We start from the raw sequence: 17,686 nt of genomic DNA, 5'->3' as shown, positions 1-17,686 counted from the left end.
GAAGAGTTGAAATTGCAGAAGCTCAAATGCCTCTCAGTTAGGTCTGAATGATTTAGAGCTAGCTCACGCTTTTGATTAATTCGCAGATCTATATTCTGTTGGCTCTCTTAGTGAGTTGGTGGAAATAGATGAACGTGAAGAGAGTAGCGATCGCTGCTGGCGCTTTGAGTCTCGCCAGTAGTGCGCTTGTGGCTTGCTCACCGACTACCCCAAATAACCGATTAGCGGTCGAGGGAAATCAGGGCAACCCAAGCAAGGAAGCGGTAAAGCTGAAATCTGTGGCTGTCACCGTGGGCGATTTGAGTAATCCTTTTTTCGTTCTGATGGGGCGAGGAGCGGAAGCGGAAGCCAAAAAAATTGGCGGTGAAGATGTCAGAGTCACGCTGGTCTCTAGTGGCTATGACCTGAACCAGCAATTTAACCAGATCGAAAATTTCATTGCTTCCGATACCGATGTGATTGTCCTCAACGCAGGTGACAGTAAAGGCATTGCTCCAGCCGTAGAGAAGGCCAAACAAGCGGGCATCGCGGTGATTGCGGTAGATACAGGGGCGGAGGGAGGTGTAGATGCCACTATCACCTCTAATAACGTCCAAGCGGGACAAGTGAGTTGCCAATACATTGCCGATCGCCTGAAAGGGAAAGGCAACATCGTCATCGTCAATGGCCCCCCGGTCAACTCTGTGTTTGAGCGAGTCGATGGCTGTGAGGAAGTTTTAGCCAAATATCCCGGTATCAAGGTTCTTTCCAAAGACCAGAACGCTGAAGGCAGTCGAGATGGTGGGCTGAGGGTGATGAGTGACTTGCTCACCTCTTTCCCCAAAATCGATGCCGTGTTTGCGATTAACGATCCTTCGGGAGTCGGGGCAGAGTTAGCAGCTCGCCAAGCCAAACGCAGTGAGTTTTTCATTGTGGGCGTGGATGGCGCACCGGAAGCTAAAGAAGCGATCGAAGACCCCAATAGTCTCTTTGTCGCGACGGCGGCTCAAGACCCCTTAGGCATGACCCGCAAGGCCGTTCAAGTTGGTAATGACATTCTGCATGGCAAGAAACCTGCCAACCCCGACATTCTGATTCCAGTCAAGCTAATCACGCGCGAGAACGTCAGCGAATATCCAGGCTGGCAGTGAGATTGATTTAGGAGCTACTGATGACCACCGACATCCGAGCCTCATCCCCAGAAGGAGCGATCGCCACTCCAGTCCTGGAAATGCGAGGCATCACCAAACGATTTCACGGTGTCCCTGCCCTTCAAGGTGTGAACCTCACCATTTATGCCGGAGAAGTTCATGCCCTGATGGGCGAAAATGGGGCAGGCAAAAGCACGTTGATGAAAATCCTGGCGGGCGCTTATATCGCGGACGAAGGCGAGATCCTGATCAACGGTCGCCCGGTCAACATTACCGATCCAGCGATCGCCAGACAATCGGGCATCAACCTGATCTATCAAGAGTTAAATGTCGCGCCCAACTTGACCGTGACCGAAAACATGTTCATGGGCAGGGAGTTGCGGCGAGGGCCATTTCTCGATCGCGACGGTATGGAACGAGAAGCAGCCCAAGTCCTCAGAACTTTAGGAGCCAGTTTTAACTCTCACGACATCGTTGGGGATCTGGCGATCGCCGAACAACAGCAGGTAGAAATCGCCCGCGCCCTCAAGGACAACAGCCGCATTTTGGTGATGGACGAGCCGACAGCAGCTCTGTCTGACAGGGAGACCGAACACCTGTTTGAGGTGATTCGACGGTTGCGGAGTGACGGCATTGCCATTATCTACATCAGTCACCGAATGGAAGAGATCTATGCTTTGTCCGATCGGGTCAGCGTTTTGCGGGATGGGCAATACATTGGTAGCCTGACTCGCAGCGAGATTTCTCCCGATCGCCTAGTGCAGATGATGGTCGGTCGTGCCATGCAGGACTTCTACGAGCACCAACGGCAAAGTACGCCAGGTCCGGTGGTTCTGGAAGTGAGAAACATGAGTAATGGGCGTAAGGTGAAACCTGCTAGTTTTTCGGTCCATGCGGGAGAAGTGCTGGGGCTGGCTGGTCTAGTTGGTGCGGGTAGGACGGAACTATCGCGGCTGATTTTTGGCGCTGACCCTAAAACCAATGGCGAAGTCTTTCTGAACGGTCAGAAGCTGAACATCAACTCCCCCGGTGATGCGATCGCCGCAGGCATTGGCTATGTCCCAGAAGACCGCAAAGATCAAGGGCTGTTTTTAGAGATGAGTTCTCGCAAAAACATCGTCCTGAATCGGCTGAAGCAAGACGCCCATGCTGGCCTGGTCAATTGGGGTGCAGTCAATCAAGTGGCGACGGACGCGGTAGAGAACTTCAATATACGTCTCGCCAACTTGGAAATCCGAGCCGTAGACCTATCGGGGGGCAATCAACAGAAGCTATTGCTAGCTCGGTGGCTGGCGATTAAACCCAGAGTCATATTGCTGGATGAACCGACGCGTGGGGTAGACATCGGCGCAAAAAGTGAGATTTACCGCATTATTAGCGACTTGGCCGCAGAAGGAGTCGCCATCCTTATGGTTTCTAGCGAACTGCCGGAAGTGGTGGGAATGAGCGATCGCGTTTTAGTGATGCGAGAAGGAGAGCTGGTGGGCGAACTGGGTGGCTCCACTGGCAGACAGATTACACAAGAAAACATCATGGCTTACGCCACTGGCGCAGCGGAGGTAGCAGGATCATGAGCCGAACAGAATTAAGACCGCCGAAAGATCAGACGAGCGCTCGACCCCACGCTCAGAAACGCAAAGGAGCCAAGGACTTACTTCAAGTGGCAGGGATTCTGCCCATCCTGCTGATTATTGGCATTCTGTTTACGTTTCTCACGCCTACCTTTCTCACCCCTGGCAACCTGGTCAACATCATTCGGCAAGCCTCAATCAACATTGTGCTAGCCACCGGGATGACCTTCGTAATTCTGACCGGAGGGATTGACCTTTCTGTCGGCTCAATTCTGGGGGTGTCTGCGGTCGTCGCGGTGCTAGTCTCCCTGATTCCGGCGCTAGGTTGGGCGGCTGTTCCCGCAGCTCTACTGGCAGGGTTGGGAATGGGATTAGCCAACGGTGCCTTAATTGCCTTCCTGGATCTGCCACCGTTTATCGTCACCTTAGGTGCACTGACAGCTTGGCGAGGCACTGCCTATTTAGTGGCCAACGGCACGACCGTGATCAACCGTGACCTCAACTTCGCCTGGATTGGCAACAACTATCTTGGCCCTATACCTTGGCTAGTGGTGATTGCGTTACTGGCAGTGGCGGCGAGCTGGTTCGTCCTCAGGCGTACTGTATTGGGCGTGCAGATCTACGCAGTGGGCGGCAACTCACGAGCGGCTCGCTTAACCGGGATTAAAGTCAATCGGGTACTGCTGTTTGTCTATGGCGTCAGTGGCTTGCTCTCCGGTTTAGCGGGCATCATGAGCGCCAGCCGCCTCTACAGCGCCACAGGGATGTTGGGCAACGGCTATGAGTTAGATGCGATCGCAGCAGTGATTCTCGGTGGCACCAGCTTTACTGGAGGCATTGGCACCATCGTCGGCACATTAGTGGGTGCGCTGATTATCGCAGTGCTCAACAACGGCCTGACCTTGCTGAATATGTCTTATTTCTGGCAACTGGTAGTCAAAGGTTTGGTGATTATCGCGGCTGTGACGATCGACCGTTTGCGCCGTCGCAATCGCCGTTAAAGCGAACCGTAACCTCCACCACCAGGGGTTTCAATCACAAACACATCGCCGGGGTTCATTGCGACCTCGGCTTTGCTGTTTAATGGCTCAATGGTGCCGTCTTGCCGTTCTACCCAGTTACGAGCGATCGCCCCCGGTTGACCTCCCTGTAAACCGAAAGGTGGAACCCGCCGACGATTAGCAAGAATTGCCGCTGTCATAGCTTCCCGAAAACGGATGCGACGAATCACGCCGTTGCCACCGCGATGTTTGCCCGCACCACCGCTGTCAGGCCGAATCGCAAAAGCTTCTAACAACACCGGAAAGCGCCATTCCAACACTTCCGGGTCTGTGAGACGAGAGTTGGTCATGTGAGTTTGCACGGCATCAGTACCCGAAAAACCAGGACCAGCGCCGGAACCACCACAAATCGTTTCGTAATACTGATAGCGATCGCTGCCAAAGGTAAAATTGTTCATTGTGCCTTGAGAAGCCGCCAACACACCTAACGCCCCATACAGCGTATCCACGATCGCCTGCGACACTTCTACATTTCCCGCTACCACTGCCGCTGGATATTGTGGATTGAGCATAGAACCTTCTGGGATATGAATCTCCAAAGGCTTGAGACACCCAGCGTTTAAGGGAATGTCATCCTCTACTAAGGTGCGGAACACATAAAGCACCGCTGCTTTCGTCACAGCCAAAGGTGCATTGAAGTTGTTGGGTTGCTGGGGGGAAGTGCCAGTGAAATCAATTCGGGCAGTTCGGGCGGTGTGGTTAATGGCGATCGCCACTTGAATCTGGCTACTATCATCCATCTCGTAAGTGAAGCTGCCATCCTTCAGCACCGCAATCACCCGCCGTACCGACTCTTCGGCGTTATTTTGCACATGGCGCATATAAGCTTGCACCGTCTCCAGGCCAAAATGCTCCACCATCCGATGCAGCTCTTGCATTCCCTTTTCATTCGCCGCAATCTGTGCCTGCAAATCCGCCAAATTCTGCGTCAAATTCCGCACCGGATAAGACCCAGAAGTTAGCAGCTCAGCCAGCTTTTGCTCTCGAAACTGCCCCTGATCTACCACTTGGAAGTTATCGATCAGAATTCCCTCTTGCTCCACCAAAGTACTATTCGGCGGCATCGACCCCGGTGTAATTCCGCCAATATCCGCATGATGACCGCGAGAAGCGAGGAAGAAGAGGGGAGAGGAATGATCTGAATTGCCCTCCGCCGCAAAAACTGGCGTAATCACCGTCACATCTGGTAAATGCGTCCCGCCGTTGTAGGGATTGTTGATGGCATAGACATCGCCTGGTTTTAGTTGATCTCCTTTTGCAGCTAATAAACTCTGCACACTCTCACTCATCGACCCCAAATGCACCGGGATATGAGGCGCATTCGCCACTAGTTGACCCTGCCCATCAAAAACCGCACAGGAGAAATCGAGACGTTCTTTGATGTTGACCGAATAGCTGGTGTTTTGCAGCGTAAACCCCATCTGCTCCGCGATCGCCATAAACAAGTTGTTGAAGATCTCCAACATCACCGGATCAACATTCGTGCCAATCGCTTGCTGCCTCGTCAAAGGTTGGATGCGCTTTAATACCAAATGATTCCGCTCGTTGACCTCCGCTTGCCATCCGGGTTCAATCACATTAGTTCCGGTGGCTTCGATGATGATGGCTGGGCCTGAGATGCGATCGCCAGGTTGTAGATGAGTGCGATCGAAAACAGGAGTATCGTGCAAGGTATCAGATGTAAATATTTGGACAGTCGCGATCGCCTCTAGGTCTCCAGTTCTCTGCCTCTCAATTAGCGCCTCTTCAGGAATCTCAGTGACTCCCACCACTTCTACAGAAACGGCTTCTACGATCAGTGCCTTGTCTGGTGTAATAAAGCCATACCGCTGTCGATGAGCCGCTTTAAACCGAGCTACTATATCTGGGATACTGCCAAACTCTACAATCAGCGCAGAATCGGTTCCTTCATAGCGCAAATGCACTTTAGAGAGAACTTGAATATTTGAAAACTCCGATTCCCCCCAATTTTGGGGGGTTAGGAGGGCCTGCATCAGTTCAGCTTTAGCATCATCAGCAATCTCAGCCAACAGCTTTTCCAACCCAGGCATCAACCCATCCGTCAACTTCGCCTCGACCGATCGCTCTCGCAACACTCGCAGATCCGCCAAGCCCATTCCATAGGCTGACAGCACGCCAGCAAACGGATGAATAAGCACCTGTGTCATTCCTAGAGCATCCGCGATCGCGCAGGCATGTTGTCCGCCCGCACCACCAAAACAGCAGAGCGTGTATTCCGAAACGTCATAACCCCGTTGAACAGAGATTTTCTTGATTGCATTCGCCATTTTCTCTACTGCGATCGCCAGAAATCCTTGAGCCACTTGTTCTGGGGTGCGCTTGTCTCCGGTGGCTTGGCGAATTTGGGCGGCGAGTGCGGCAAATTTCTCTCGCACTACTTCGGCATCCAACGGCAAATCTCCGTTCGGGCCAAAGACCTTGGGGAAGAACTGAGGATGCAACTTGCCCACCATGACATTGGCATCGGTCACGGTTAAGGGGCCATTTTTGCGATAACAAGTAGGACCAGGGTTTGCACCTGCTGACTCTGGGCCAACTCGGTAACGTGACCCGTCAAATTGCAGAATCGAACCACCACCTGCTGCGACCGTGTGAATCGACATCATTGGCGATCGCATCCGCACACCCGCAACTTCAGTTTCAAAGGTGCGCTCATATTCGCCGTTGTAATGCGCCACATCGGTGGAAGTGCCGCCCATATCAAACGTGATGATTTGCTCAAACCCTGCTAACTTGCTGGTTTGGACTGCACCAACGATTCCTCCCGCTGGCCCCGAAAGAATACTGTCTTTACCTTGGAAAAATTTTGCGTCAGTTAGTCCCCCGTTGGATTGCATAAACATGAGTTGCGTATCGCCTAGCTGGCCTGCCACGCGATCGACATAGCGCCGCAGAATTGGAGAGAGATAGGCATCCACAACCGTCGTATCCCCTCGACTTACTAACTTCATCAACGGGCTAACTTCATGGGATACCGAAATTTGTGTAAATCCAATCTCTCGCGCTAGCTCAGCAACTTGCTTCTCATGGTTGGGATAACGGTAGCCGTGAAGAAAGGCGATCGCGCAAGCTCGGATGCCACTGTCATAAGCTGCTTGCAAGGTAGGACGAATTGCTGCCAGATTCACTGGAGTTAATTCTTCACCTTGAGCCGTGTAGCGCTCTTCCACCTCAATCACCTGCTCGTACAGCATTTCTGGCAAGATGATTTGACGGGCAAAGATATTGGGGCGGTTTTGGTAGCCGATTCGCAACGCATCCCGAAAGCCTTTGGTGATGAGGAGTAGGGTGCGATCGCCTTTCCGCTCCAGTAGGGCATTGGTGGCCACAGTTGTTCCCATCTTCACCGCTGCAATCTGCTCTGCTGGGATGGGTGCCTCAACCGCTAGATCGAGAATCTCGCGAATGCCTTGGAGGGGAGCATCTGCATAGCGTTCCGGATTTTCTGACAGCAGTTTGTGAACTACCAATTGCCCATCTGATCGTCGCGCCACAATATCGGTGAAGGTGCCACCCCGATCGATCCAAAATTGCCAACCCGAATTAGACTCACCAGACATTTCTGCCCCCAGCCATTGCCACACTCGTGCTGCTGTAATTTTGCTTAACTTTTCGAACCCTAGGAATGTTTTTGAGAGACAAATTCTATGGATTTTTAGGAATCAGCCTTGTTCAGGGCGTTGCATTCACTAAAACTTCCTCTCAACAGCATGAAACAAATCTGGCAAGCCTGCAAAACTTCGTTGAAGTCTGGGTTGAAATATAGCACTGCTTGGCAGCAAGGGTATCCCTGGTACTACGCTCGGCTCCAACAGCCAGAGGCGGCTGAGCGCTATTCGTATCTGTGGAGCCAATTTACAACTCCAATTCCCCCACGTCCTGACTCTCCGCAGGTGAGTGAGAATCGGCTGTGGAATCTACAATTGGCGGCTCGAAAAATTCATGGCTTGACCATACAACCCCAACAAATCTTCAGCTTTTGGCATCGAGTCCCGCGTCCCACTCGCTTTAGTGGCTTTCGGGAAGGACCAGTTTTTGTGAGAGGTGAAGTCAAGCTGGATTTTGGCGGTGGACTCTGCCTGATTTCTACGAATTTATTCAATACTTTTCTGCTGGCTGGATTTGAGATTCTAGAACGGCATCACCACAGCATCGACCCCTACGGTAGCAAGCGTTTCTTTCCTCTAGGGCGAGATGCCACGGTTGCCTACGGTTATAAGGATCTGATGGTGAGAAATACGAGTGGTATCCCGTTGCAACTAAGGCTAGACGTTGATCCAGAGCGGGCCGAAGTAACTTCAAGTGTTTGGGGCGTTACACCCTGTCCGTTTGCGGTGAATGTCACTGCTGAGACGCTAGAGCAAACGCCTGCTCCTAACGCCGATGGGATGCCTGGTTATCGCGTCAAAGTGACTCGCTATATTGGTAGACCCATCCAAGCCCATCTAGAAGCATCAAGAATTTGGCAGCCTGACTACGAAGCGATCGCCCTCTACCAGCCTAGCCAGAGTTCTTACTACAACTCCAGTTCCACTTCGACCTCGGCTAGTGTTTAGAACTATTTGAAATTGATTAAGAACCGAGGGTAGCCCTGTCCCAGCGTGAATACTTTGTGAATTGAATGGCTGACCCATCAGTTGCCATTATTCCTCTCTTACTGCGCTACAAAAACCATTGCTTATCTTGGGAGAGTTGGTTATGCAAGCCGATCTGCTGAATCGCAAGCAAACTCATTTTCTACTGTGGCGTCCTGGCAGTATTGACCCGATTCCAGCGCTCTACATTGGCTCTTATGCTGACCTTAAAAACTCTCAGTTTGAGCAATTTCGCGAAATCCCGCTCCAGCGATCGCCGCAGTTTCCCGATTTATGGGAAGTGAAAGCACAAGACTGCAACCTTAGCGATGGGCAGGTCTACGGCTATTGGTTCAAAATCCGTGACACCAATCCCTACAACTCCACCCGTCCCCTCCTTTATTGCACAGACCCCACTGCCTACACCATCGATCGCCGCTTTGCCGCCCCTAGTCCTAAGGAAGCAGACGGTGCAGCCAGTGGTGATCCGGTGAGTGTCGTGCTGTATCAAGCTGGACAACTAATTCCTTGCGATCCAGAAGGGCAGGTGGTGGATTGGACAGGCGATCGCCCACTCTTAGATCTACCTCCCAACAATCGCTTAGTGATTTACGAGCTACCCACTCGTTGGACTCGGATAGATAGTAGTGGGGATATCACTGTGGGTAAGGGGGCCTTTCGAGATGTGGAATCTCTCTTAGAACCTGCGGAAGCTGCTCCAGACTTCCCAGATGTGCCAGCTCTGCAACTAGGTCGCGCTCACTTACTAGAACTCGGCGTTAATGCCCTAGAACTGCTGCCTCCTGCCGACAGTGACGACAATTTGAATTGGGGTTACGGCACCGCCAACTATTTCGCCGCCGACTTCGACTTGGGCAGCCCTGATCATCAAGGTGCTCCCACTGCTTCAACTGATTTAGCGAGCTTAGTCAAAACCTGTCATCGCCACGGACTGCGCTTCTTTTACGACGCGGTGATGGCGTTTTCTCGCAACAATCCCTACGCCAACATGAATTTCCTTGATTTTTACATCCAGTTTGGTAGCAGCGATCCAGAGCAAACCAATCGAGATGGTTTTGGTGGCGATTTGTTCAAGTACAACTACACCGTCGAGGGCTATCACCCGATCACCGGAGAGCGATCGCGCTTGGTGCCTACCCGTGAGTACATGAAAGCCCACATTGCTCACTGGATGGACTATTACCGCGTGGATGGGTTGCGTCTAGACAGCGTCAACAACGTCACCAATTACGACTTTTTGCAAGAATTCAAGGACTATGCGCGATCGCTTTGGCAACAACGGGGCGGGACAGGCGATCGCTTTTTAGTGGTGGGCGAAGAACTCAGCGTTCCATTAGAGCTGGTGCAGCAAAACCGTCTGGACGGCTTGTGGAATGAGAAGTTCAAGCAAATCATTCGCCAGGTGATTTTAGGCCGTAACTGGTATGGCGATCCTAGTTTTGAGGGCAGTGTTCGCAAACTGCTTGACTGCCGTTTATTAGGCTTCTCGGATGGTGCCCAAGCGGTCAACTATTTAACCTCCCACGACATCGGCGGCTTAGGCAATGAGCGCTTCTACAACTGGCTGGCTAACAACGGCGTCGCCGACACAGAACCGCGCATCAAGTTGGCCTTTGCCTGCTTACTCACTGCGGTGGGCATTCCCATGATTTTGGCTGGCGATGAGTTTGCCGACCAGCAAGATTTAGACCTCAACTACCCAGGTCAGGGAGATACCAACAAACAAGTTGACCCAGTGAACTACAGCCGTGCCAGCGAAGATTGGCGACAGCGAATTTTTGGTTATGTGGCTCGATTGGTACGCTTGCGCACGGCTTCTGACGCGATCGCCTCCAACGACATTCAGTTTATCCACAGCGATTTTAGCGACGATAAGCGGGTAATGGTTTGGCAACGAGGCTATGGCCGCAATCTAGTTGTAGTAGTAGCCAACTTCTCCGACTACGGCACCCCCAACCCCACCGAACCGAATGCTGAGTATTTTATTCCCAACTGGCCAAAAATCTCTGAGGGCGATCGCTGGCAAGAAGTTACACAGGAGCGATGGGTGCCAGGCGATCGCATTGGCCGAGAACCCATTTATCCCTGGTCAGCGCAAGTCTACGCTTTGAGCCAAAGCACTTAAAGAAATCGCCAGTTGCAGAGGCTACTATTCGGCTAGTTTTCTCAGAATTAGTTGATGACCCTTGTGAATGATTTCAGTTTTGGGTGAGAAGCTGCTAACAAATGCGTCAATGCCAATCTGGGTGTTTTGGTTGGGCTGGTTAGGGAACCTAAAGTCATAGTCATCAAATACCAGTAGTCCTTTGACTTTGACCAAGGGCCAGCTCAACACCGCATCAATCAGTACATCACAAGCAAGATGTGAGCCATCAATATAGATGAAGTCATAGGTATTGGGCGGCAAGCTTTTGAGCACTTGATGAGACGAGCCCACTATCTTTTTGACTTTTTCAAAAGCACCAGATTGTTGAATATTGAAATCAAAACGGTCTTCGAGAGATTTGATGTAGTCAGGGTCGTAAGATTGATGCTCGAAGCTACCTTCAAAAGTATCTACACAAGTGATGGTTGCCGAGGGATGCGTCAAGACATTTTCTAATAGCCAGCAAGTGGAGCGGCCTTCCCAGCTACCAATTTCTAGAACAGTTAAATTGGGTTGACCTACGAACTGCTGCAAATGTACTTGCCACGTTGGAATATTGAAGCTAAACCAATCTGATGTAAATGTGTAGCTTTTGGCCGCAGTGTGGAGTTTATACCTGGCATCAACTAATCTTCTTGCAGCATCAGCACTATTTGCATCTAGCTCTAAAGCCTGTTTTAGGTAGGTTTCTGCTGGTTGAAACTGCTGCTTTTGAGCAGAGGTGACTCCTAAATTGAGAAATATCTTGGAAAGATGGACAGGACTAATACTTGCCTGGATTTCCAGACATCTACGGAATGCCCCAAACGCTTGGTCTAAAGATCCTTGCTGATGAAACACTAAACCCAGGTTGTTATGAGCGATCGCCACTTGATTTCTGACGGCATCAAATTGGGGGTTCTGGCGAATATTGTCGTTTAGAAAGCAAATATCAAACAATTCATGAAAAGGATGAATTGCGGCTAGTTTTTGTAGCACTCCTTCTAAAAGGTTGAGATTTACTTGTTCAAAGCCTTGGGCAAATGCCAGTGAATGGGTTGCCGATGCTAAGAACCGTCTTCCCTCTTGCTCAAATATTTTCAACTCTATAGCAAGTCGAATTAGGATTAGCGAATTATTAATATCGTTGGGAAGGAATTGGGCAATGTAAGAACGAATCAACCAAGCATTTTTCCAATTGGCATTCTGTTCATATTGCTCAGCTGTAGTCGCCAAGAATTGAATCAATTCAAGCGTGCTGTTTTGTTGCTGACTAGCACTTTGTTGCGAGAGCACTGACAGCCAGACACCTTGTGCTTCTGGGGCTCGCTCTGCCAGGAGCAATGTCAGAATTAAAGAGGTGTGGTCAGTCACTTCTCCAGGTTCTGCTTGAATGTCTGCGGAGTAATTTGGCATCGCCCCGCTAGCACCTGTTGGGGAAACAGTTTCTGTGGGCTGCTGGCTATGGGTCATGGTTAAATTCCTGAAAAACGGGTGGGCAACTCATCTATAAAGAACGAATGCCCATTTCTAGGCCACGACAGACACCCGTTAAAAAATCTAAATCTAAAGTTTCAATGCGATCGCTGGGCTTATGATAGTGCGGATTCCGTAGATGTGCCGTATCGGTCACCATGAGGGCGCGATCGCCTCGGTCCCAAAAGGCAGCATGGTCGCTGCGACGGGTATCTGGCAAAACTAATCCTCTTTTGCCAGCAGGCAACCAGCGACAAGGCACGCCCACCCGACGCAAATGATGGCTGAGGTGCATTAAGTCGGGAATTGTTTTCAGATTGCCAATGAGGCCAATAAAGTTGCCTTGGTTGGGAAAGAAATATTTTAAGCCTGGTGGATATTGTTGAGAGCCAGGGGCGCGATCGCAATACCCCAGCATTTCTAGAGCCAGCATTAAGCGCAGAGGCGCTTGTTGCAAGGAAGTTGCGTAATAAGTGCTGCCTGCGAGGTTGTAGCTAGTTTCTTCAAAGTCGAAGGCGACTAACCGTACTGGATAGCGAGCAGGTGCCTGGTGAAAAGCCCGCGCTAGCTCCAGCAGCACTGCTACCCCTGTGGCGTTATCGTCTGCTCCCGGTGAACCGACTACAGCATCGTAGTGAGCCCCAATCAAAATCGGCGGTCTGGGGCTGCGCCTTGCTGTAGTGATCGCTGGCAAATCCAAAATCAAATTCTTCAAGTTCATGCCCTGAACCTGAAACTCTTGGACCTCCACCTGGCCCCATTGTTCTAACTGTTGGCGGATGTATTGTTGAACAAAAAAGTGTCCAGCCGTGGCTAAGTAAGGATCGCGATCGCGAGCGACTTGAGTTAAATGCTGGTTTAATCGAGATTTTAACTCCACCTAAAACTTCCATTCCACTAGACGGTAGTGGCAACTTACCAAGAAAAAATGGCTGCGCTTAGCGGAAGGTTTTCATGACAAAACTTTCTACTTAGGGTCAGTAGGGGGTTTCACCCTATAGGTGGATTATTTCGCGGTTAGAGTTAGTATACTCTACTACCTAGCTACCAGAGGTTGTATACAGCACTACTGTATACGACATTTTGTGCATCCTCTCAAGCATTTATCTATACATGTTGCTATTTTGTCTTGTCTGGGTTGCATCCCAAGCTGAGTACTTTTTCTCTTCGGGACCAGGTTTGCTTAAAGCGCCTGAGCGTCTATTCAGCACCTTTCCTGCCAAGATTCTTTCGGCAGTGAGTAGACCTTCCAAATCCACTACAGCTTGGCTCCAACCCGCAGTCACCTCCAATCTTTACAGCACCTATTCGCCTAAGTTAGCGTTGCTAAGCGTGTCACCGCAGCCCAAGCGCCAGAGTGCTTTGATCTCTTCTTCAACCTCTAGTTGGTTCAATCCGGTCGAAAATTCACTTTTTCACCCTAAATTAAGAACTGCCCCTGCTAGTATTGCGGCGATTAAATTAGAACCTCAACTTTGGGCTACTCGTTCTCTAGCGATTACAACGACCGCTAGCAAGAACTTCATGGACCACTATCCGGGTCAAGTCCTGCGGCTATTTAAGGATTTGTTTACTTGGCAAGGTCAGGAAAATAGCCTGAATGCCGTTAAAGCAGTGGTGATAGTCCGAGCTAATCGGGCTATTACGCCAGAGGGTAGTAGCCTCGCTAGAAGACAGCAGAAGTGGTCTGCTTTCCGACACACTGCTTTTATCCAAAATTTCTCGTCTCAGTCTCCTCATCGCACGGTGTTTCAAGTGTGGGTGAAAGGCTATCTCATTGCTGAGCTGCCGACTCGCGACCAAGCGGAATGGGTAGGGTCACAGTTTAAACAAACCTTAGAGAATCCTCACTTTGATGCCTCTAAATTGCAGCCTGGTATGGCCCAAGGGAACCCGGCTGGCAAAGTCGGCGATCGCACTCTGTTTGTGGTTGACCCAGCGATCGCCGCTCACTTGAAGCGCACGCGCGAATTGTTAGCAGTTGAGTGGGTGAACAACTTACGCATTGCTTTGGCAACTCCACCCTTAACCTTGGCGGAAGCCCAAACCAAAATGTACGGTCTGGTGGAAACTGACCAAAAGATTCAGGGGCTGGCTTCTTGGTACGGCCCCTATTTTCATGGTCGGCTGACGGCGACGGGTGAAACATTTAACCAAAATGAGTTAACTGCAGCCCATCCCTCACTTCCCTTTGACACCTATCTCAAAGTGACAAACCTCAACAGTGGCCATTCGGTAGTGGTGCGAATTAACGATCGCGGTCCTTATGTAGACAACCGCATTTTAGACTTATCGCGCGAAGCCGCTCGCCAAATCAACAGCGAAGACGCAGGAGTCATTCCCTTCCAAGCAGTGATTATGCAACCCAATGCTCCTCAAAGCATTGCCGCAAATTCACAACTTAGAGCTGGCCTATAGGGTGGCTGACTTATAGGGTGGTCTGGGACGGAATCACAATATGGTGGTTCCGATCTACATTCAGCCATCCTTCTTCTTTTAGCTGACCCAGCAAGCGAGTCACAGTAACCCGCGTCGTGCCGATCGCATTGGCTAAGTGTTGGTGAGTCAACCGGACGCCTAGGCGAGTGCCTTCGGCAGTAGGCAAGCCAATTTCTTGCTTCAGCAACAACAACAAATGGCACAACCGATCTTTAACTCGGCGATGCCCCACCAAAGCTAAAATTGCTTCCGTCTGCCGTAAGCGGCGGTTGACGTGGCGCAGAATTCCCTTCGTCAGAGTGGAAGATTGCTCCACATCAGCCACGGTTAGCCGCATTAAATCAACATTAGATAAAGCGGTGGCTTGATAAGGATGGGTCAGCGTCAATGGCAACCCAAAAGGCATGGAAGGTCCCGCTAAACCCAGCAAAGCTTCATCGCCGTTGGGGTAGAGGGTACTGAGCTGCACCACCCCGCGACAGACAATCCAAATTTCCTGGGGGGCCATGCGGATGGACTGACCACTGCTATATGGATATAAACTGCGGCCTTCGTAAAGCTCCTCCAGCAACTGACGTAAATCGGGCTGAGAGCCTGCCTCAGAGGCAAAAGAATGGAGCATACCAATTACCCAGGCTAAATCTTTCCCTTAATTTAGAGGTTCGAGCTCAAGGGAAGTTAATTGCTGGGTTTACGCCCGGTTAAATTTTGGTTATGCCGCTTGTGATCTTGCTCACAAGACAAACTACCAGACAGCAGTATGGCTCAATTAGGTTAACTGCTGCCTAGAGTAGGGTCAAGTATGCTAGCTCACACTAGAGTTAACTCGGTCAGCCCTTGCCAGCCAAACTTTGTCAGCCAAACTTTGTCAGCCAAACTTTGTCAGCCAGCCCTTGCCCATCAACTTTGTCAGTCAACTTTATCAGTCAACCTACATCAGCATGGAGGCAACGAATCGCTTCTAGTAGCCCTCTAGCTTTATTAAGGGTTTCCTGGTACTCGCGTTCTGGCTCCGAATCCGCCACCAAGCCAGCGCCTGCTTGAACACTGACTCGGTACTTGCCATCGCCTTGGCTACGAACCACCATCGTCCGAATGGCGATCGCGGTATTGAGCTGCCCTTCAAAATCGTAGTAGCCATAAGCTCCGGAGTAAGGCCCCCGCCGACAAGGCTCTAAGTCATGGATAATTTCCATTGCCCGAATCTTTGGGGCTCCGCTCACCGTTCCAGCGGGAAAACAAGCTTTGAGCAAATCCCAAGCCGTTTGGTCAGAGGCCAATTCACCAATGACATTGCTGACGATGTGCATGACGTGGGAGTAGCGCTCAATCACCATCAACTGATCGACTTTGACCGTACCACTTTGACAGACTCGCCCTAGGTCGTTGCGGCCCAAATCGACCAGCATGACATGCTCGGCAATCTCTTTGGGGTCTTGCAGAAGGTCTGTGGCTAGTGCTGAGTCTTCTGCCGTAGTCTTGCCACGGGGACGAGTACCAGCGATCGGGCGCAGAGTTGCAGTTAAGGGGCCTTGGGGGTCAGAGGTCCGTTCAGCTTTCACCATTACTTCTGGACTGGAGCCAATAATTTGCCAGTCCTGGAAGTGGAAATAAGCCATGTAGGGCGAGGGATTAATTAAACGCAGGGAGCGGTACAAAGCAAAAGGATCGCCACGGTATTCTGTCGCCAACTGCTGAGAAATGACGACCTGGAAAATATCCCCTGCTTTGATGTGCTCTTTAGCCTTCTCTACGTTGGCGCAGAAGTCAGCTTGTGAGGTATTGCTGGTGTAATTTAGCGGCGGAGCGGCTTTGAGACTGCTAGGTGGAGTCCATTCAAGAACGGTGTCGGTGCCAGATAACGGTAGCTGTAGCTTGCTGACTAACTGCCGGACGCGATCGCAGGCTTGCTCATAGGCCTGGGCCAGATCTACCCCTGGCGACTGTAAGTCCGCGTAGGCGATCGCCCAAATCTTGCGCTTCACTTGATCAAAAATCAACAGGTTATCTACCTGCATCCACAAACCATCTGGCAGGTCTGCCTCTGTAGCGGGATAAACCGGAACGCGCGGTTCAATCCAACGAATCAATTCGTAGCCCCAAAACCCAAACAATCCCCCAATACCCGGCGGTAGCTCTGTCAACTTGACAGGTTGGTAAGGTTGCAAGCAACTCGTCAAAATATCTAATGGGTTGCCGGAAAACTCTTGAACGGAACCATCACGATGAGTTTGAGTGGTGCGATCGCCTCTCGCTTCCAAAATCCACAGCGGATCACAGCCCAACAAACTGTAGCGAGCGAGTTGCTCACCCCCTTCTACAGATTCCAGCAAAAAGCTATAGGGTTGCCCTGCACAAACTTTATACCAGGCTGAAACAGGCGTTTCTAAATCTGCCACCCATTCCTGGTAAACCGGAATGAAATTACCTTGCTGAGCGAGGGCTGAAAATTGCGAAAAATCCGGGAAAATCATGGCTGTATGGTTCAGTCTGGGAGGGACTCAAGTAACACTTTACTGGCGAAATGGATTGACCTGAGTCATGCTGGTTGAGGTTGAAGGGATGCAAATAAATCAAAACACTTTATTGATTTAAAAAGTAAAGCCTCGGAGGGAGCAAGCCATCCGAGACTCAACTGTCTTTGTCCTGTCAATCAATTAAACTGCACTAAGCAACCATCCGAACACTTTGAAAGAATTTTTGAAAATTCAAAAACTCCATCAAGCTTCGAGATGAGAACTCAAGCAGCTAGCCCTAGACGCTATAAGTTGACTCACCGCTAAATTTGACTTTAGAGGGGTCAGTGTTTTGACCAATACGGCGTTCTTTCTTACCCACGTAAGGACGGCCTGCATTCACCTTCTCAGGGAACACACCATCCTTAGGATGCAGGTACTCCATTTCGCCATTCGGAAAAATCCGATAGATCTTATAGTTAGTGATTTTGAATTTTGCCCGCAGTTGCTGGCCTCCGAGGGCGATGCAGTGCTCTTTACGAGCTAGGTACAGCAAGTTGTCACCTTGCTGCATAACTGCCGCTCCACCCGTTGGCATTTCAAACACTTGCTCTTTGGGGCTAGTCCAAGTGATGGCGTATTTCTCTTCGACTTGAGCTTTGGTTAGTAGGCCACCTGTACTGCCGCCAAATAAAGGAGTTTGTCCAGTAAGGGTTTCTGCCATGAATTTCTCTCTGAACGTCTGAACGTTTTACGGCATCCTATCACTGAGACGGAACCCGTCTATCTACTTTGTCAGGAACTGTTACAGT

Annotated in this window: 12 protein-coding genes; 6 read left to right on the top strand and 6 right to left on the bottom strand. The window is 50.6% G+C overall.

Annotated elements, in window-relative coordinates:
* Nucleotides 1-128: 128 nt before the first annotated feature.
* From NDA01_RS07720 to NDA01_RS07710, 3 genes are read left to right on the top strand one after another with little or no spacing between them, the layout of a single operon-like run.
* Nucleotides 129-1,130 carry an ABC transporter substrate-binding protein gene (locus NDA01_RS07720; RefSeq protein WP_348227476.1) on the top strand — a complete coding sequence of 334 codons (1,002 nt, stop codon included), beginning with the start codon at nt 129-131 and terminating at the stop codon, nt 1,128-1,130.
* Between the two features lie 20 nt (nt 1,131-1,150).
* Nucleotides 1,151-2,704 (top strand): sugar ABC transporter ATP-binding protein, encoded by a 1,554-nt coding sequence (locus tag NDA01_RS07715; protein ID WP_348227475.1) that lies wholly within the window; start codon nt 1,151-1,153, stop codon nt 2,702-2,704.
* A complete protein-coding gene (locus tag NDA01_RS07710) occupies nt 2,701-3,702 on the top strand; it encodes an ABC transporter permease subunit (RefSeq protein WP_348227474.1) in 1,002 nt (333 codons plus the stop codon). The genes NDA01_RS07715 and NDA01_RS07710 overlap by 4 nt, the downstream gene beginning before the upstream one ends.
* On the opposite strand, the gene NDA01_RS07705 is transcribed toward NDA01_RS07710, so the two are convergent.
* Nucleotides 3,699-7,367 carry a hydantoinase B/oxoprolinase family protein gene (locus NDA01_RS07705; protein ID WP_431193344.1) on the bottom strand — a complete coding sequence of 1,223 codons (3,669 nt, stop codon included), beginning with the start codon at nt 7,365-7,367 and terminating at the stop codon, nt 3,699-3,701. The two genes, NDA01_RS07710 and NDA01_RS07705, sit on opposite strands and share 4 nt — an antisense overlap.
* Nucleotides 7,368-7,493: 126 nt before the next feature.
* Here NDA01_RS07705 and NDA01_RS07700 point away from each other — a divergent pair, with 126 nt between their 5' ends.
* Both NDA01_RS07700 and NDA01_RS07695 read left to right on the top strand, forming a co-directional pair.
* Complete coding sequence (locus NDA01_RS07700) at nt 7,494-8,339, top strand: VanW family protein (protein WP_348227473.1); 846 nt, start codon at nt 7,494-7,496, stop codon at nt 8,337-8,339.
* A 142-nt stretch (nt 8,340-8,481) separates the two neighbouring features.
* Nucleotides 8,482-10,503, top strand: a complete 2,022-nt coding sequence (locus tag NDA01_RS07695) for an alpha-amylase family glycosyl hydrolase (protein WP_348227472.1) — start codon at nt 8,482-8,484, stop codon at nt 10,501-10,503.
* A 24-nt stretch (nt 10,504-10,527) separates the two neighbouring features.
* Here the strand turns inward: NDA01_RS07695 and NDA01_RS07690 are convergent, their stop codons facing one another.
* Entirely contained in the window at nt 10,528-11,976 is a 1,449-nt protein-coding gene (locus NDA01_RS07690) for a class I SAM-dependent methyltransferase (protein WP_348227471.1), read from the bottom strand.
* A 34-nt stretch (nt 11,977-12,010) separates the two neighbouring features.
* Nucleotides 12,011-12,859 carry a M28 family peptidase gene (locus NDA01_RS07685; protein ID WP_348227470.1) on the bottom strand — a complete coding sequence of 283 codons (849 nt, stop codon included), beginning with the start codon at nt 12,857-12,859 and terminating at the stop codon, nt 12,011-12,013.
* A gap of 356 nt (nt 12,860-13,215) precedes the next feature.
* Here NDA01_RS07685 and NDA01_RS07680 point away from each other — a divergent pair, with 356 nt between their 5' ends.
* Nucleotides 13,216-14,397, top strand: a complete 1,182-nt coding sequence (locus NDA01_RS07680; protein ID WP_348227469.1) for a septal ring lytic transglycosylase RlpA family protein — start codon at nt 13,216-13,218, stop codon at nt 14,395-14,397.
* Nucleotides 14,398-14,407: 10 nt separating this feature from the next.
* Here the strand turns inward: NDA01_RS07680 and NDA01_RS07675 are convergent, their stop codons facing one another.
* The 3 genes from NDA01_RS07675 to psaD all read right to left on the bottom strand — a co-directional run bounded on the left by NDA01_RS07675 (nt 14,408) and on the right by psaD (nt 17,598).
* Nucleotides 14,408-15,040, bottom strand: a complete 633-nt coding sequence (locus NDA01_RS07675; protein WP_190436881.1) for a Crp/Fnr family transcriptional regulator — start codon at nt 15,038-15,040, stop codon at nt 14,408-14,410.
* A gap of 304 nt (nt 15,041-15,344) precedes the next feature.
* A complete protein-coding gene (gene trpE / locus NDA01_RS07670; RefSeq protein WP_348227468.1) occupies nt 15,345-16,892 on the bottom strand; it encodes an anthranilate synthase component I in 1,548 nt (515 codons plus the stop codon).
* A gap of 280 nt (nt 16,893-17,172) precedes the next feature.
* Nucleotides 17,173-17,598, bottom strand: coding sequence for a photosystem I reaction center subunit II PsaD (gene psaD / locus NDA01_RS07665; RefSeq protein ID WP_190436875.1), 426 nt, complete (start codon nt 17,596-17,598; stop codon nt 17,173-17,175).
* Between the last annotated feature and the right edge of the window lie 88 nt (nt 17,599-17,686).

This window comes from Trichocoleus desertorum AS-A10, assembly GCF_039962155.1.
GTDB lineage: Bacteria > Cyanobacteriota > Cyanobacteriia > FACHB-46 > FACHB-46 > Trichocoleus.
The sequence above is the reverse complement of the archived record's forward strand: the minus strand, read 5'-3'. Positions and strand labels throughout refer to the sequence as shown.

Coding starts and splice junctions, on each gene's coding strand:
- NDA01_RS07720 (WP_348227476.1), top strand. CDS start 129: ATGAACGTGAAGAGAGTAGCGATCGCTGCTGGCGCTTTGAGTCTCGCC.
- NDA01_RS07715 (WP_348227475.1), top strand. CDS start 1,151: ATGACCACCGACATCCGAGCCTCATCCCCAGAAGGAGCGATCGCCACT.
- NDA01_RS07710 (WP_348227474.1), top strand. CDS start 2,701: ATGAGCCGAACAGAATTAAGACCGCCGAAAGATCAGACGAGCGCTCGA.
- NDA01_RS07700 (WP_348227473.1), top strand. CDS start 7,494: ATGAAACAAATCTGGCAAGCCTGCAAAACTTCGTTGAAGTCTGGGTTG.
- NDA01_RS07695 (WP_348227472.1), top strand. CDS start 8,482: ATGCAAGCCGATCTGCTGAATCGCAAGCAAACTCATTTTCTACTGTGG.
- NDA01_RS07690 (WP_348227471.1), bottom strand. CDS start 11,976: ATGACCCATAGCCAGCAGCCCACAGAAACTGTTTCCCCAACAGGTGCT.
- NDA01_RS07675 (WP_190436881.1), bottom strand. CDS start 15,040: ATGCTCCATTCTTTTGCCTCTGAGGCAGGCTCTCAGCCCGATTTACGT.
- trpE (WP_348227468.1), bottom strand. CDS start 16,892: ATGATTTTCCCGGATTTTTCGCAATTTTCAGCCCTCGCTCAGCAAGGT.
- psaD (WP_190436875.1), bottom strand. CDS start 17,598: ATGGCAGAAACCCTTACTGGACAAACTCCTTTATTTGGCGGCAGTACA.